This window comes from Cryobacterium sp. N19 (genome assembly GCF_002929595.1).
Taxonomy (GTDB): Bacteria; Actinomycetota; Actinomycetes; order Actinomycetales; family Microbacteriaceae; genus Cryobacterium; species Cryobacterium flavum.
In genome coordinates this window covers 221,250-236,743 of sequence record NZ_PJJR01000052.1, presented here as the reverse complement: position 1 = coordinate 236,743, position 15,494 = coordinate 221,250, and the positions used below count along the sequence as shown (strand labels likewise).

The following is a 15,494-nucleotide window of genomic DNA, read 5'->3' as shown; positions in this document are numbered from 1 at the left end:
GAGCCACCCGAAAGGGACCCCCGAACACCAAATCTGGTGACATTCGGGACTAGTCCACTGTAGCCCGGATGACCCGGGTTACCTCGGGCAGCACGCCCGCGCCGAGGGTAATAACCTCGACATCACGCAGGCGGTGCTTGCGAATAGCCTTTGCTGCGGCGTCGACTTCACGCTGGGCACCCTCACCCTTCATGAGAATGAGCTCGCCGCCGGCACGCAGCAGGGGCGCCGTCAACGGGATGAGCTTGCTGAACGCACTCACCGCACGGGCCGTGACCTGGTCGAGCGGATGCGCCAGCCTCGCCTCCTCCGCTCGCGCCCGCACCACGGTCACATTGGCGAGGTGAAGTGCAGCAACCTGATCATTCAGCCAGGCCACCCGACGCTCCATCGGCTCAATCAGGACGAAGTTCACATCCGGCCGAGCAATGGCCAGGACCAGGCCGGGAAGGCCGGCACCGGAACCCACATCACCGACGAGGCCCGGACGCAGCAGTGGTGCAACAATGGCGCAATTGAGAATATGGCGAGACCACAGCCGGGGGAGTTCCAGCGGGCCAATCAACCCCAGAATTTCGCCCTGATCAGCCAAATTATTCGTAAAAGCGCGAATGACGTCGAGCTGGGAACCGAAGAGGCCGGCGGCGCCGGCCGGTTCGGTCTCCAGCTCCACCGAATCGATTGGAACCGCGTCGATGGCAACCGAGTCGGACGCGACCTGTTCAGGGGTCGCCTGTTCAAATTTATTCAAGACTGAACGGGTTGGTTCCGGCGTGGCAGATTCCGACATGACCAGCGAGACTAGGCTGCGGTGATGACGGTGTGGCGGTCTCGACCCTCGCCGGAGGACTCGGACCGGTAGCCACCGCTCGCGGCGACGATATCGTGCACGAGCTTGCGCTCGTAGGAAGACATGGCCGGCAGGTCAGCTTCCCTCGAGCCGGCAACGATCCGCTCTATGGCCCGCGCCACAAGGGTGGCAAGCTCAGCTTCGCGCGCCTCGCGGGACCCGCCGATATCGAGGATCAAGCGTGAAAACGAGCCCGTCTTGTTCTGCACGGCGAGGCGCGTCAGCTCCTGCAGGGCGTTGACGGTTTCCGGCTTGGACAGCACGCGCAGGTTGTCGGCGTCGGAGGCCTTGACCGAGAGGTACGCGCGGCCGTTTCGGGCATCGATGTCGATGTCGCCGTCCAGGTCGCAGATGTCGAGAAATTCTTCGATGTAGTCGGCGGCGATGTCGCCTTCACGTTCGAGCTGGTCGGTCGTGAGGGGAACCTCGGCGACACTGCCCGTCTCTGGAGCGGTGGGGGAGGAGGCATCCGTTGTGGCGGGGGCAGTGGGAACTGCGCTGTCAGCAGAGACGGTACTGGTCTCGGTGCTGAGCTCGGTGAGGCCGGTCTTGTCCGTCACGGTGATCTCCACTACTTCTTCGGGCCGGTTTGCTTCTTGGCGCGGGCCTTACCAACCGGCTGCTGACGCTGCACGGGCTTGGCGGGCTCCTCGACCACAATGATGTCACCGTCGGTCGCGATGAGTTTACCCTTGCGGGCGAGGCGCTCTTCGCGGGCCTTGGCGGCCTCACTGCCGGGAGTCGGCATGTTTCGAATCACCAGGAACTGCTGAATCATCGTCCAGAAGTTGGAGGTAAGCCAGTAGAACATGACGCCGAGCGGAAAAGCCACACCGGAAAAGGCGAAGACGAGGGGGAGCAGGTAGAGCATGATGCGCTGCTGCTTGAACATGGGGCTCGCCTTGGTCTCCGGCGACATGTTCTTGGAGACGATCTGCAGCTGCGTGATGAATTGCGACGCGGTCATCAGCACAACCATGGTGGCGGCGATGATCATGACGGTGAGGTTGAACTCGTTGCCGGCGATCCATCGCGTCCACTGTGAGGCGAATGTGTCGTGCAGCGGGGCGTTTCCGAACAGCGTCGCGCTACCGAAGCTCTCGGCGAGGCTCTGATTGAGCGGCCCGACACCGGCGTTGGAGCGCTGGGCGTCGTTCAGCACCGAGAACAGGGCGAAGAAAATCGGCATCTGCAGCAGCAGCGGCAGGCAGGAACTCAGCGGGTTGGTACCCGTCTTCTTGTACATGGCCATGGTCTCGCGGGACATTGCCTCACGCGAGAACTGGTCCTTCTTGCCCTTGTACTTGTCCTGGATCTTCTTGAGCTGTGGGGCAACCTCGAGCATCTTGCGTTGGCTCTTGATCTGCCGCACGAAGATGGGAATGAGGGCGGCCCGCACGACCAGAACGAGGCCGACGATGGACAGCACCCAAGTGAGACCGTCGTCGTAGCCCAGTCCCGCAATTCCCATCTGCGAAAAGAGCCAGTGGAAGGCCACGAGCAGCAGCTCGACCACCCATTTCAGAGGCCAGAGGATCGTACCTATGAGGTCCATACTGTGGGTTAGCCCTTTCCGTGGCTAGGTGCGACAACAAAACCGAACTTCGTCACGCGGTAGCGACGTTTGCTCTTGAGCGGTACATCATCAATGCCGCCTTCTGACCACGGATGACAATGGCTCAGTCTGCGCGCAGTGAGAGCCGAACCCCACGCTAGTCCGTGTTCCTGAACGGCTCCCAGTGCGTAGGCCGAACAAGACGGGTAAAACCGGCACACATCTCCATACAGCGGAGAGATTACAGCGCGATATACGCCAAGAATGACGACACCCACATTGCGGGGTATCAGGATGATCGTCCCGCGTATCGAGTTCATCGCCCCGGACTGCCCTTCCGCGCCGGGAGCGGGCGAGCAAGCGAGCGTTGGACTTCTTCGTACAGCGTCTGCCACGCCGCACCTTGCGCCGTCGGCAAAGCGCGGATGACGACATCCGTTCCTGGCGGAACCAGGGAGAGCAGTTCGTACGTAACCGCCTTGAGACGGCGGCGAACGAGATTGCGCCTCACGGCGTCACCCACATTCCTTGCGACAATGAAGCCGAACCGTACCGGAACGCCGGCGGCACCCGAAGCAACCTCAGCGCTCTTTCGTACATAGAGAACGGTGTGCGCACCAACGATCCGCACACCGCGCCGAACGACGCCTTGATAGTCGCTGCCGCTCGTGATGCGATTTACGTGAGCGAGCACGAGAACCCGGCGACCACAACGAACCTAGGCAGACTCTGGCCTACGCGGAGAGTTCGGTGCGACCCTTGCGACGGCGAGCACCAAGGATGGCGCGGCCCGCACGGGTGCGCATGCGCAGACGGAAGCCGTGCACCTTGGCGCGACGACGGTTGTTCGGCTGGAAGGTTCTCTTGCTCATAGTTCAATCTCCACGTATTTGAATCACCGCTGGCCAAATTCCCCTCGGCCAGAACAACAGCGCGCACAGAAGTTAGAAGCCCGCGGGATGGGGTCAACTGATTAAAACTACGGCCTCGGCCACGTCTGGTCAAACTCAGGCCCCGAATCGGCCCATTCTCCACAATAATGACTCCAACACAGATACCAACCGGAGAAGCCGATTCACCGCTGAATTCGCCTCGCTGAGCGGGATTGACTACCGTAAAGACAAGTTATCCACAGGTTGGTGGCATCAACCTGAGAATTAGGTCGGTTTTATACACAAGCGGTGGATAACTTTAATGATGAACTCGAACCCAGATTTCGAACCAGGCCCCAAAACGCCCGCAGTGCGGGCCAACTGACGGCGGCTTGCCGGTGTTCAACAGCGGCCCCGCACCCGTCCGCCGCGGTCCAGTAGTGAAACACCCGAAATACACAGATTGTAGGAACAATGGCAGACGTAGAAGCGCCGATAGCTGAAACCTGGCGGTCCGTTCTGACCACGTTGGAATCCGACGCCACGATCACCCCCATGCTCTACGGGTTCCTCAGTCTGGTCGAGCCGAAGGGCATCGCCGCCGGTACCTTCTATCTCGAAGTGCCGAACGAGTTCACGGCCAGCATGCTCAATCAGCGGATGCGGGTTCCCCTGCTGACCGCGATGGGTCAGCTCGACGAAGCCACTGCGGTGTCGACCTTCTATGTGGTCGTCAACCCGGAGCTCGAGCAGGAATCCCTGCGCCCGGTGCAACAGACACTGACCCCACCCGATGTCATCACCCCCGCCCCGCCGCAATCGGTATTCGAAGGTGCCGTTCCGGCGCAGCCGCACGAGACCCGACTCAACCCCAAATACAGTTTCGACAACTTTGTGATCGGCCAGTCCAACCGATTCGCGCACGCGGCTGCCGTGGCCGTGGCCGAAGCTCCGGCGAAGGCCTACAACCCTCTCTTCATCTATGGATCATCGGGGCTCGGCAAAACTCACCTGCTGCACGCGATCGGTCACTACGCCATGAGTCTGTACCCGGGCATCCGCGTACGTTATGTCAGCTCCGAAGAGTTCACCAACGACTTCATTAATTCGATCGCGAACAACCGAGGCTCGGCATTTCAGGCCCGATATCGCAACATCGACATCCTCATGATTGATGACATTCAGTTTCTGCAGAACAAAGCTGAAACCCAGGAAGCCTTTTTTCACACCTTCAACACGCTCCACGACCATAACAAGCAGGTGGTGATCACGAGCGACCTGCCGCCGAAGCATCTGACCGGCTTCGAAGACCGCATGCGCAGTCGATTTGAGTGGGGCCTGATCACGGATGTCCAGGCACCCGACCTCGAAACCCGCATCGCTATTCTGCGCAAGAAGGCCCAGAGCGAGAAGCTGCAGGTTCCCCACGACATTCTCGAGTTCATGGCGTCAAAGGTTTCCTCCAATATTCGCGAGTTGGAAGGAACATTGATTCGGGTCACCGCCTTTGCGAGCCTCAATCGCACGCCGGTGGACATGGACCTGGTGCAGACGGTGTTGAAAGACCTCATCACTCTGGATGAGGACAACGTCATCGCCCCGGTCGACATCATTACGAACACGGCCAACTACTTCAAACTATCCGTCGACGACCTATACGGGTCGAGCCGCTCGCAAGCGATTGCCACTGCTCGCCAAATCGCCATGTACCTGTGTCGTGAGCTCACCAACCTCTCCCTCCCCAAGATCGGTCAGCTTTTCGGTAACCGGGACCACACCACGGTGATGTACGCGAATAAGAAGATCAGCGAACTCATGAAGGAGCGTCGGTCGATCTATAACCAAGTGACCGAGCTCACCAATCGCATCAAGCAGGACCACCGATACAAGTAGGTCCTAGCAGCAAAATACCGACCCCTCACGGAAGCGAGATCACAGATACAAGTAGGCCTGTCCAAAGCAAAATTTCGGCCCCACCGGAAGCTCGTACGAGTTCTGACCCGGAGGGGCCCAAATTTTTTTAGTTTTCACACCTGTGGATAACCCTGTGGAATTAACTCACACAACCGGTCGTCGCCTGTAGAAACTCGAGGCCTGCCTGTAGAAACTTGTAATTACCACGAGTTGCGCTTGCTCAAACGAATGACAAACTTCCACAGCTCGCCCACAACTTACAAGCGTGTAGTTCCCAATGCCTGAGCGGTTTTCACAGAGTTATCCACAGTTTCCACAACGGTTAAGAAGATTAACAAGAATTCTTTAACCTTCATCCAGCCGACAACCTTGAGAGCCAGGGCCCTCAGAGCAGCACGGTACTGAATAGACCTGTGACAACAGCTAGCATTGAGGCCCACCCATCCGCCCGTCGAACGCAAGGAATGTTTCGTGAGATTTCAGGCCAATCGGGATGTCTTCAGCGAAGCAGTTTCCTTCGCGGTCAAACTTCTGCCCCAACGCACGACCCTGCCGATTCTGAGTGGTGTACTCATCGAGGCGACAGCAACGGGCTTGATTCTGTCGTCGTTCGACTACGAGGTCTCTGCCCAGACCGAGATCGTCGCCGAAGTTGAAGAGACCGGAAAAGTTCTCGTCTCCGGCCGGCTCCTCGCCGAAATCGCCAGCCGTCTCCCCAACGCTCCTGTGCGGTTTTCCACGGAAAATTCGCGCATCAAGGTCAGCTGTGGATCGGCCAGCTTCACCCTGCTGTCCATGCCTGTTGAGGAATATCCGAGCATTCCCGTGGTCACCACCCAGTCCGGCCTCGTACCGGCTGAGGAATTTGCTGCGGCTGTCGCTCAGGTTGCCGTCGCTGCCTCGCGGGACGATGTCACCCCAGTCATCACCGGGGTGCAACTCGAGGTCACCGAAAATAGCCTCAGCCTCGTAGCCACCGACCGGTACCGTGTCGCGGTTCGGGAAATCGACTGGGATCCGGGCAGCAACACCGCCCCCAATGAAGCAGGAACAATCACCGCACTCGTGCCGGCCCGTACCCTGCAGGAGGTCGGTAAGACTTTCGGTCACAGCGGAACCATTTCGGTTTCTATCACCAACAGTGACGACCGCGAACTGATCGCGTTCACCGCGAACAAGAAGACCGTCACGTCGCTGCTGATCAAGGGTAATTTTCCTCCCGTTCGTCGCCTGTTCCCGGCCACCGTTGACAACTACGCGGTGATGAACACGGCGGACCTGATCGAAGCCACCCGCCGTGTGCAGCTCGTGTTGGAACGTGAAGCCGCGCTGCGCTTCACTTTCGACGCCTCCGGCGTCACCCTCGAAGCCGTAGGATCCGAGCAGGCCCAGGCTTCGGAAACCATCGATGCCATTCTCTCCGGCACCGAGACCGTCGTCTCACTCAAGCCGCAGTTTCTCCTGGACGGGCTCAGCGCCGTGCACTCCGAATTCGTGCGCATCTCGTTCACGAAAACGGAAAACCCGAATAAGCCCGGGCCGGTATTGATCACCAGCCAGACTTCGCGCGAGCAGGCCGGAGTGGACAGCTACAAATACCTGCTGCAGCCCAACCTGCTCCTGCGCTAACAGCGGTGCGAGTTACTCACCTCTCGCTGACCGACTTTCGCAACTATGCGAACGCCGAGGTTGGTTTCGTTCCGGGCCCGAACCTCATCGTCGGCCGGAACGGCCAGGGCAAAACCAACCTGGTCGAAGCGCTCGGCTTTCTCAGCACGCTCGGATCGCACCGAGTCTCCACCGACAAGGCCATGATTCGCTCCGGGCAGGATGCCGGCATTATTCGGGCCCGACTCGAATACAACGGCCGGGATATCCTTGCCGAAGTGCAGCTGAACCGCTCGGGGCAAAACCGGGCGCAGGTCAACCGGTCAGTCATCAAGACCCGCGATCTGCCCCGCTATTTTTCGAGTGTGGTGTTTGCTCCGGAAGACCTGGCCCTGGTGCGTGGCGACCCTTCGGGGCGTCGTAAGTTTCTCGATCAGCTGTTGGTGCTGCGCAGCCCGCGGCTGGCCGCAGTGCTCAGTGATTACGACCGGGTGCTCAAACAACGCAATACCCTGCTCAAGTCGGCCCGGGCCTCGGGAGTGCGCGGCAACCAACTCTCCACACTCGATATCTGGGACGAACGGCTGGTGGAGTTCGGCTCGGAAATCATCGACGAGCGCGCCAAACTCGTGCAACAGCTTGGTGAACCGTTGCGGGCGGCCTATCGTGCTGTCGTGAATGAAGATCATGGTCCGGCGTTGGTGGCGAGCCTCAGCATCCTGGGCGCCGACGAAGATGCCGATCTCGGCGTTCTCCCGGCCAGCGTCCCGCAATCTGCGGCTTCGGTGGAGTCGTCTACCAATGATATCTTTCGAACGGCGCTGGTCGGACTGCGAAAACGCGAATTGGAGCGGGGTATCACCCTTGCCGGACCCCACCGCGACGATCTGGTCTTCATGCTCAATGCCTTGCCGGCCAAGGGTTACGCCAGCCACGGGGAGTCGTGGTCGTTCGCACTGTCCTTGAAACTCGCATCCGCTCAGCTGTTGCGGCAGGAGTCAGCCAGCGGTGACCCGGTCCTGATTCTCGATGACGTCTTTGCCGAGCTCGACCTGCAGCGTCGGGCCCGGTTGGCCGCCGCGATCGGGTCGTTCGAACAGGTTTTGATTACCGCCGCGGTACTCGAGGATGTTCCGCCCGCCCTCGTTGCGCACACTATTCACATTCATGCCGGAGCGGTCATCGATGGCTGAAGAAAATGTTCCACGTGAAACAACTGAGACCGTCGATTCGGTGGAATCGGGTACCAGTGAAGCAGCGCAGGTCTATCTGCGCTTCAAGAGTGTTTTCGGTGATCCCAACGCCAGACGCTCACGCGGCCGTAAGCGAATTGCGCCGGTAGTCGGCTCGAGTGTTCCCTTCGGGATCGGCCGCGACCCGCGAGGTCTGGGTGACACGATCAATTCGCTGACCATGCAGTTGGGCTGGAATTCACCGCTGGCCCAGTCCGAACTTCTGGCGTCCTGGACCGAGCTGGCCGGTGAAGAAACCGCCAACCATTCGACCCCGGCCGGTATCGATGACGGTGTGCTCACGGTGCACTGTGAATCCACGGCCTGGGCCACCCAATTGCGACTGATGCGCAATGTGATCATGGAACACATTGCGCATCGGTACCCAGACGCGGGCATTCAATCAATTCGTTTCCAAGGGCCCAACGCTCCGTCCTGGAAAAAGGGTCCCAGATCAATTCCAGGGCGTGGTCCGCGCGATACCTACGGGTGACCCAACAATTAAGGTCACCCCCTTGAACAAAACGCGTCAAACGGCGATTATGGCCGGTTCGTCTCCCCCCGTTTGGTAGACTGAATGGTCGCCCGTGCGATGGTCAGGAGCCTAATTTCAGATGACAGTTGAACCGACGCCCGAACGCACGTCCCCAGATATATCCCCAGCCGTGGCGGAGCGGGAGCCGGAGCACGAATACGGTGCCGATGATATCCAGGTGCTCGAAGGCCTGGAAGCCGTTCGCAAGCGACCCGGAATGTACATCGGATCCACCGGACCGCGCGGACTGCACCACCTGGTCTATGAGATCGTCGACAACTCCGTCGATGAGGCTCTCGCCGGACACTGCGACACCATTGACATTCGCATTCTCGCCGACGGCGCGATCCGCGTCGAAGACAACGGCCGTGGAATTCCGGTCGATATTCACAAGGCAGAGGGTCGGTCGACCGTTGAGGTCGTGCTGACCGTGCTGCACGCCGGCGGCAAGTTCGGCGGAGGCGGCTACTCCGTCTCCGGTGGCCTGCACGGCGTCGGAAGCTCCGTCGTCAACGCCCTGTCGAGCCGCCTCGAAGTCGAGGTTCGTCGCCAGGGGTTTATCTGGCGCCAGAGTTTCGCCAACGGTGTTCCGAATGCTCCCCTCGAGCAGGGCGAGGCCAACGACGAAACCGGCACGACCATCACCTTCTGGCCGAGTGCGGAAACCTTCGAGACGATCGAGTTCGACTATGAAACCCTGCGCGCACGGTTTCAGCAGATGGGCTTTCTCAATAAGGGACTGCGCCTCACCCTCACTGACGAGCGTGAAGCCCACCGCACCGACGACGGCAAAGTCATCAGCAACACCTTCAAATATGACCAGGGTCTCGTCGACTACGTCGAGTACTTGAACCGTGCCAAGAAGGCCGACCTGGTCAACGACGAGATCATCTCGTTCGAGTGGGAAGATCACGAGCGCAAGATGGCCCTCGAAGTGGCCATGCAGTGGACCACGGCGTACACCGAGAGTGTGCATACCTACGCGAACACCATCAACACCCACGAGGGTGGCACGCACGAAGAGGGGTTCCGCGCCGCGCTGACCACGCTCGTGAACAAGTACGCCCGGGAGAAAGGCATCCTGAAAGAGAAGGATGACAACCTCACCGGCGATGACGTGCGTGAGGGACTGACCGCGGTCGTATCGATCAAGCTCGCCGAACCGCAGTTCGAGGGCCAGACCAAGACCAAACTCGGCAACACCGAGGCGAAGTCGTTCGTGCAGAAGGTCGCCAACGACCAGCTCACCGACTGGTTCAACCGCAACCCGAACCCGGCACGCGAGATCATCCGCAAATCCCTGCAGGCCTCGAACGCCCGCATGGCAGCCCGCAAGGCCCGTGAAACCGCGCGCCGCAAGGGACTGCTCGAGGGTGGCGGTATGCCGGGCAAGCTCAAGGACTGCCAGAGCAAAGACCCGTCGATTTCTGAGATTTTCATTGTGGAGGGCGACTCGGCTGGCGGTTCAGCCGTGCAGGGCCGTAACCCCGAGACGCAGGCGATTCTGCCGCTGCGCGGCAAGATCCTGAACGTGGAGAAGGCCCGACTCGACCGTGCCCTCGGCAACAACGAGGTGCAGGCCATGATCACCGCGTTCGGCGCTGGCATCGGTGAAGAGTTCAACCCAGACAAGGTTCGTTACCACAAGATTGTTTTGATGGCCGACGCCGACGTCGATGGGCAGCACATCACCACCCTGCTGCTGACCCTGCTGTTCCGCTACATGCGCCCGTTGATCGATCTCGGCTACGTGTACCTGGCCCAGCCGCCGCTGTACCGGCTCAAGTGGAGCAACTCGCCGCACCAGTACGTGTACTCCGACGTCGAGCGCGACGCACTCCTCGCCGACGGTGCCGCGGCCGGCAAGCGCATCCCGAAGGACAACGGAATCCAGCGGTACAAGGGCCTCGGCGAGATGGACTACAAGGAGCTGTGGGAAACCACCATGGCCCCCGAATCCCGTACCCTGCTGCAGGTCACCCTGGACGACGCGGCATCCGCCGACGAAATCTTCTCCACCCTGATGGGTGAAGACGTCGAATCACGACGCAACTTCATCCAGAAAAACGCGAAGGACGTGCGTTTCCTTGACATCTGACGACACCACGGGCCAGCCCGACGCCGAAGAGACGGCGGCAACCGCGGCCGCTAAGGCCGCCCACCTCGTGCAGCACGGCAAGATCGACCAGGTCGACCTGCAGCTGGAAATGCAGCGCTCCTACCTCGACTACGCGATGAGCGTCATCGTCGGGCGCGCACTTCCCGACGTGCGTGACGGCATGAAGCCGGTTCACCGCCGTGTGATCTACGCCATGTTCGACGGCGGCTACCGGCCCGACAAGGCGTTCTCCAAGTGCGCCCGCGTCGTCGGCGACGTGATGGGCCAGTTCCACCCGCACGGTGACTCTTCCATTTATGACGCCCTGGTGCGCCTCGTTCAGCCGTGGAGCCTGCGGTATCCGCTCGCCCTGGGCCAGGGAAACTTTGGTTCCCCCGGCAACGATGGTGCCGCTGCCCCGCGATACACCGAAACGAAGATGGCCCCGCTCGCCCTCGAGATGGTGCGCGACATCGACGAAGACACCGTCGATTTTCAAGACAACTACGACGGCCGCACGCTCGAGCCGACCGTGTTGCCGGCCCGTTTTCCGAACCTGCTGGTCAACGGTTCGGTGGGTATCGCCGTCGGTATGGCCACCAACATTCCCCCGCACAACCTGCGCGAGGTTGCTGCTGGTGCCCAGTGGTACCTCGACAACCCCGACGCCGGCCGCGAAGAACTGCTCGAAGCGCTAATTGCGCGCATCAAAGGCCCCGACTTTCCCACCGGCGCGCAGATCCTCGGCGTCAAGGGAATTCAGGATGCCTACCGCACCGGTCGCGGCTCGATCACGATGCGGGCCGTGGTTAGCATCGAAGAGATTCAGGGGCGCACCTGCCTGGTGATCACCGAGCTGCCCTACCAGGTGAACCCGGACAACCTGGCGATCAAGATCGCCGACCTGGTCAAGGACGCCAAGATCACCGGCATCGCGGACATTCGCGATGAGACTAGTGGTCGCACCGGCCAGCGCCTCGTGATCGTGCTCAAGCGCGATGCCGTTGCCAAGGTAGTTCTGAACAACCTGTACAAGCACACCCAGCTGCAGGAGAACTTCGGCGCCAACATGCTCGCCATCGTCGACGGCGTGCCGCGCACCCTCTCCCTCGATGGCTTCATCTCGGCCTGGGTTGCGCACCAGATCGAGGTCATCGTTCGGCGCACCCAGTTCCGCCTGAATAAGGCTGAAGCGGATGCCCACATCCTGCGCGGCTACCTCAAGGCGCTGGACGCACTCGACGAGGTGATCGCGCTTATCCGTCGGTCCAACACTGTCGACGACGCCCGCGAAGGCCTGATGGCCCTGCTCGACGTGGACAAGCTGCAGGCCGACGCGATTCTCACCATGCAGCTGCGCCGTCTCGCCGCTCTGGAACGTCAGAAGATCATCGACCAGGCCGCCGAACTCGAACTGCAGATCGCTGAGTTCAAGTCGATCCTGGCCAGCCCCGAGCGCCAGCGCACGATCATCAGCGAAGAACTCGCCGAGATCACCGCCAAGTTCGGCGACGACCGCCGCACCGAGATCATGTTCGGTTTCGACGGCGACATGTCGATCGAAGACCTCATTCCCGAAGAGGAGATGGTGGTCACCGTCACCCGCGGCGGCTACATCAAGCGCACCCGCAGCGACAACTACCGCAACCAGCACCGTGGTGGCAAGGGTGTCAAGGGTGCCCAGCTGCGCGCCGACGACGTGGTCGAACACTTCTTCGTCACCACGACGCATCACTGGCTGCTGTTCTTCACCAACACCGGCCGGGTCTATCGGGCCAAGGCCTATGAGGCGCAGGAATCGGGACGGGACGCCAAGGGCCAGCACGTCGCCAACCTGCTCGCCCTGCAGCCGGGTGAAGAAATCGCGCAGATCCTTGACATTCGCGACTACGAGGTGGCCCAGTATCTGACCCTCGCCACCCGCGACGGCCTGATCAAAAAGACCGCGCTCAGTGAGTACGACACCAACCGCACCGGCGGCATTATTGCGATCAAGCTACGTGAAGGCGACGAGCTCGTCTCCGCGCTGCTGGTCGAAGATGATTCCGACCTGCTGCTGGTCTCTCGCAAGGGCATGTCGATTCGCTTCACTGCCACCGATGAGGCGCTGCGCCCGATGGGCCGCAGCACGTCGGGCGTGATCGGAATGCACTTTCGCGGCGAGGACACCCTGCTGGACGCATCCGTTATCAATGACGACGGCTACGTCTTCGTGGTGACCGAGGGCGGTTACGCCAAGCGCACCGCCGCTGACCAGTACCGCCTGCAGAATCGTGGGGGCCTCGGCATCAAGGTGGCCAAGCTCAACGACGACCGCGGTGATCTGGTTGGCTCGTTGATTGTGAACCCCGAGGACGAGGTCCTTGTGGTTCTTGCCAGCGGCAAGGTGGTACGCTCATTCGTCGCCGAGGTTCCAGCCAAGGGCCGGGACACGATGGGCGTTGTGTTCGCGAAATTCGCGGATGAAGATCGAATCATTTCCATCGCGAAAAACATCGAACGTAATCTGGTCGCCACGGACGAAGAGGGCGCAGCGGATGCCGATGCCACGGCTGGTACCGTCGACACCAGTGCTGCAGAGGGCACTGCTCCGAACGCGGATTCAGGGAAAGTAGAGACACCGAATGAGTAGCGTCGCCGAAAAGCTCGCCAAGAAATCCACTCGCAAGACCGCGAGCAAGCAGGTTCGCCTCAAACTGGTCTACGTCGACTTCTGGTCGAGCGTGAAGCTGTCATTCCTGGTGGCGGTCTGCCTGGCTATCGTCACGATCGTGGCCACCTTCTTCACCTACACCGTGCTGGTGCAGACCGAGGTGCTGACCAAGGTGGACGAGCTGTACGCGACCGTCGCGGGAGAATCGGCCGACCTGGCCGCCATCCTTTCCATCGGCAACGTCATGGGCTTCGCGGTCGTCGTGGCGGTTCTGAACATGGTTGTGATCACCGCCCTCGGTGCCATCTACGCGGTGCTCTACAACCTGAGTGTTAAAATAACCGGCGGCTTGCTCGTCGGCTTCACGAATAACTAGTTTTTCCGCACGATCGAGGGCTGTTTCTCCCCAAAAACAGCCCTCGCAGCCCGATTTGGGTAATTCTTCCGCCTGGAAGGGTGGCTCGATTTCAGGTTCCGGCCAGATTCCGGTAGTCTCTAATCTGCCCAAGAGGGGGATATAGCTCAGTTGGTTAGAGCGCTTCACTGATAATGAAGAGGTCCCAGGTTCAAATCCCGGTATCCCCACGCAGCACCAGATTCACCACTTCTCACCCGCTTCTGCTGGCTTATCCATCCGTGCCGGTCGGGTAATTGGGGCCATAGCTCAATTGGTAGAGCGCCTGCTTTGCAAGCAGGAGGTCCGGGGTTCGATTCCCCGTGGCTCCACACGCAGGTGAAGGGCCCGTCTTCGGACGGGCCCTTCTTTTTTGCCCGAGCGTGATGTCTAAGCTCGCGAATCTGTTGCCTGCGTGATCGGCCGGCGCCGGGCATCCGCTGGGATGTCGTGTGTACGGCTCCCAGCAGGGCCGTGTCGGCCGCAGCCGCCGTTAACGCGGCAGGGCCCGCATCCGGTGGATGCGGGCCCTGCACGAGCGGACGAGCGTCTGCTCTAGTCTTCCTGCCTAGCGGCTGGTTCAACCTCGTCGTCGGCGACCCAGAGCTCGTCGTCGGCACGGAAGGTCTGCCAGACGGCGTAGGCGACGCCTACGGCGGCGACCACGGCCAGGCCGAGGGCGAAGTAGGTTCCGGCTCCGGGGCCCTTGGGTTCGACCACAACCGGCTTCTGCAGGCGGAGGCGACCTAATGCAGCGCGCACTCGGGCGTCGCGGGCGACGTCACCGACGGACATGACCGTGCCGATGGCGGTACCGATTCCGGGGAGAACGTCGTTGACGACGCGCCGGCGCACGCCGTCGGCGGCTTCCTGGGTGGCGTTCACGCTCGGGCGAACGTAGTGGTCATAGCTCTCGCGTACGCGCGGAGCTACTTCTTCGCGAGCAAGAATACCGGCCTGGTGACCGGCCTGACGAGCGAGAACGTTTGCTCGCTCCAGTACTTCTTGCTGGTGGCTCCATAGTTCGTCTGCGCTTTTGCGCAGCCGAGTGAGTTCCTTGCGGCGCTTGCGTGACAGGCTCATCTGGACCCTCCATCGATGTCGTGTGGCGAATGTGTATCTATCTTGCCACTGAGTGCCCATCTTGCCACTCAATCGCGGAGTTGCCAGCGAATGCACTGGGAGCGCACGGCGGCAATCAGATTCGGTCGAGGTAGCTGTGCAAGAATCGGGGTATGTCTAAGCACACTGCTGTCGCCACCCTGAACACCACCCTCGGACCGATCAAGGTCAACCTCTTCGGCAATCACGCGCCGAAGACGGTCAAGAACTTCGTCGGCCTCGCGACCGGCGAACTCGAGTGGAAGCACCCCGCCACCGGCGTCGCCTCCACCACGCCGCTCTACGACGGCACGATCTTTCACCGCATCATCAAGGACTTCATGATTCAGGCCGGCGACCCGCTCGGCCAGGGCACCGGTGGCCCCGGCTACCAGTTCGATGACGAAATCAGCCCCGACCTCGACTTCACCCAGCCGTACGTGCTCGCCATGGCCAACGCGGGAATCCAGGGCGGCCACGGCACGAACGGGTCACAGTTCTTCATCACCGTCGTTCCGACCACCTGGCTGCAGGGCAAGCACACCATCTTTGGTGCCGTTGAAGACGAAGACAGCCGCGCGATCGTCGCCAAGCTTGCCACGGTCGCTACCGACGGTCGGGACCGGCCCCTCGAAGACGTCAAGATTCTGACCGTCTCCGTCGAGAACGTCTAACCAGTACC

The 15,494-nt window shown here is 60.9% G+C and carries 15 protein-coding genes and 2 tRNA genes; 10 read left to right on the top strand and 7 right to left on the bottom strand.

Annotated elements, in window-relative coordinates; all coding sequences use genetic code 11:
- Positions 1–49: 49 nt before the first annotated feature.
- The 6 genes from rsmG to rpmH all read right to left on the bottom strand — a co-directional run bounded on the left by rsmG (position 50) and on the right by rpmH (position 3,277).
- Positions 50–682, bottom strand: a complete 633-nt coding sequence (gene rsmG / locus CXY78_RS14675; RefSeq protein ID WP_233197289.1) for a 16S rRNA (guanine(527)-N(7))-methyltransferase RsmG — start codon at positions 680–682, stop codon at positions 50–52.
- Positions 683–801: 119 nt separating this feature from the next.
- Entirely contained in the window at positions 802–1,410 is a 609-nt protein-coding gene (locus CXY78_RS14670; protein WP_104090189.1) for a R3H domain-containing nucleic acid-binding protein, read from the bottom strand.
- Positions 1,411–1,421: 11 nt separating this feature from the next.
- Positions 1,422–2,405, bottom strand: a complete 984-nt coding sequence (gene yidC / locus CXY78_RS14665) for a membrane protein insertase YidC (RefSeq protein ID WP_104089985.1) — start codon at positions 2,403–2,405, stop codon at positions 1,422–1,424.
- A gap of 8 nt (positions 2,406–2,413) precedes the next feature.
- Entirely contained in the window at positions 2,414–2,725 is a 312-nt protein-coding gene (gene yidD, locus CXY78_RS14660) for a membrane protein insertion efficiency factor YidD (protein WP_104089984.1), read from the bottom strand.
- Positions 2,722–3,099: a ribonuclease P protein component gene (gene rnpA / locus CXY78_RS14655; RefSeq protein ID WP_092338366.1), complete on the bottom strand. Its 378-nt coding sequence runs from the start codon at positions 3,097–3,099 to the stop codon at positions 2,722–2,724. Before rnpA ends, yidD begins: the two co-directional genes overlap by 4 nt.
- A gap of 40 nt (positions 3,100–3,139) precedes the next feature.
- Positions 3,140–3,277: a 50S ribosomal protein L34 gene (gene rpmH, locus CXY78_RS14650; protein ID WP_010204566.1), complete on the bottom strand. Its 138-nt coding sequence runs from the start codon at positions 3,275–3,277 to the stop codon at positions 3,140–3,142.
- 474 nt (positions 3,278–3,751) lie between these two features.
- Here rpmH and dnaA point away from each other — a divergent pair, with 474 nt between their 5' ends.
- The 9 genes from dnaA to CXY78_RS14605 all read left to right on the top strand — a co-directional run bounded on the left by dnaA (position 3,752) and on the right by CXY78_RS14605 (position 14,043).
- Positions 3,752–5,170 (top strand): chromosomal replication initiator protein DnaA, encoded by a 1,419-nt coding sequence (gene dnaA / locus CXY78_RS14645; RefSeq protein WP_092338368.1) that lies wholly within the window; start codon positions 3,752–3,754, stop codon positions 5,168–5,170.
- A gap of 492 nt (positions 5,171–5,662) precedes the next feature.
- Complete coding sequence (gene dnaN, locus CXY78_RS14640; RefSeq protein ID WP_092338370.1) at positions 5,663–6,820, top strand: DNA polymerase III subunit beta; 1,158 nt, start codon at positions 5,663–5,665, stop codon at positions 6,818–6,820.
- 5 nt (positions 6,821–6,825) lie between these two features.
- Positions 6,826–7,992 carry a DNA replication/repair protein RecF gene (gene recF, locus CXY78_RS14635; protein WP_092338372.1) on the top strand — a complete coding sequence of 389 codons (1,167 nt, stop codon included), beginning with the start codon at positions 6,826–6,828 and terminating at the stop codon, positions 7,990–7,992.
- Positions 7,967–8,524: a DUF721 domain-containing protein gene (locus CXY78_RS14630; protein WP_233206201.1), complete on the top strand. Its 558-nt coding sequence runs from the start codon at positions 7,967–7,969 to the stop codon at positions 8,522–8,524. Before recF ends, CXY78_RS14630 begins: the two co-directional genes overlap by 26 nt.
- 121 nt (positions 8,525–8,645) lie before the next feature.
- Positions 8,646–10,664, top strand: a complete 2,019-nt coding sequence (gyrB, locus tag CXY78_RS14625) for a DNA topoisomerase (ATP-hydrolyzing) subunit B (protein WP_104089982.1) — start codon at positions 8,646–8,648, stop codon at positions 10,662–10,664.
- Positions 10,665–10,731: 67 nt separating this feature from the next.
- A complete protein-coding gene (gyrA, locus tag CXY78_RS14620) occupies positions 10,732–13,296 on the top strand; it encodes a DNA gyrase subunit A (RefSeq protein WP_233197288.1) in 2,565 nt (854 codons plus the stop codon).
- The gene (locus tag CXY78_RS14615; RefSeq protein WP_092338380.1) at positions 13,289–13,693 is read left to right on the top strand and encodes a DUF3566 domain-containing protein; all 405 of its coding nucleotides are present in this window, start codon (positions 13,289–13,291) and stop codon (positions 13,691–13,693) included. Before gyrA ends, CXY78_RS14615 begins: the two co-directional genes overlap by 8 nt.
- Positions 13,694–13,828: 135 nt before the next feature.
- Positions 13,829–13,902, top strand: a tRNA-Ile gene (locus CXY78_RS14610).
- Positions 13,903–13,970: 68 nt separating this feature from the next.
- Positions 13,971–14,043, top strand: a tRNA-Ala gene (locus CXY78_RS14605).
- 223 nt (positions 14,044–14,266) lie between these two features.
- Here the strand turns inward: CXY78_RS14605 and CXY78_RS14600 are convergent.
- Positions 14,267–14,794 (bottom strand): hypothetical protein, encoded by a 528-nt coding sequence (locus tag CXY78_RS14600; RefSeq protein WP_092338382.1) that lies wholly within the window; start codon positions 14,792–14,794, stop codon positions 14,267–14,269.
- A gap of 152 nt (positions 14,795–14,946) precedes the next feature.
- Here CXY78_RS14600 and CXY78_RS14595 point away from each other — a divergent pair, with 152 nt between their 5' ends.
- On the top strand, positions 14,947–15,486 hold the full coding sequence (locus CXY78_RS14595; RefSeq protein ID WP_092338384.1) for a peptidylprolyl isomerase: 540 nt from the start codon (positions 14,947–14,949) through the stop codon (positions 15,484–15,486).
- The last annotated feature ends 8 nt before the right edge of the window (positions 15,487–15,494 follow it).

Coding starts and splice junctions, on each gene's coding strand:
- dnaA (WP_092338368.1), top strand. CDS start 3,752: ATGGCAGACGTAGAAGCGCCGATAGCTGAAACCTGGCGGTCCGTTCTG.
- CXY78_RS14630 (WP_233206201.1), top strand. CDS start 7,967: ATGCCGGAGCGGTCATCGATGGCTGAAGAAAATGTTCCACGTGAAACA.
- CXY78_RS14615 (WP_092338380.1), top strand. CDS start 13,289: ATGAGTAGCGTCGCCGAAAAGCTCGCCAAGAAATCCACTCGCAAGACC.
- yidC (WP_104089985.1), bottom strand. CDS start 2,405: ATGGACCTCATAGGTACGATCCTCTGGCCTCTGAAATGGGTGGTCGAG.
- CXY78_RS14595 (WP_092338384.1), top strand. CDS start 14,947: ATGTCTAAGCACACTGCTGTCGCCACCCTGAACACCACCCTCGGACCG.
- gyrB (WP_104089982.1), top strand. CDS start 8,646: ATGACAGTTGAACCGACGCCCGAACGCACGTCCCCAGATATATCCCCA.
- yidD (WP_104089984.1), bottom strand. CDS start 2,725: ATGAACTCGATACGCGGGACGATCATCCTGATACCCCGCAATGTGGGT.
- CXY78_RS14600 (WP_092338382.1), bottom strand. CDS start 14,794: ATGAGCCTGTCACGCAAGCGCCGCAAGGAACTCACTCGGCTGCGCAAA.
- rpmH (WP_010204566.1), bottom strand. CDS start 3,277: ATGAGCAAGAGAACCTTCCAGCCGAACAACCGTCGTCGCGCCAAGGTG.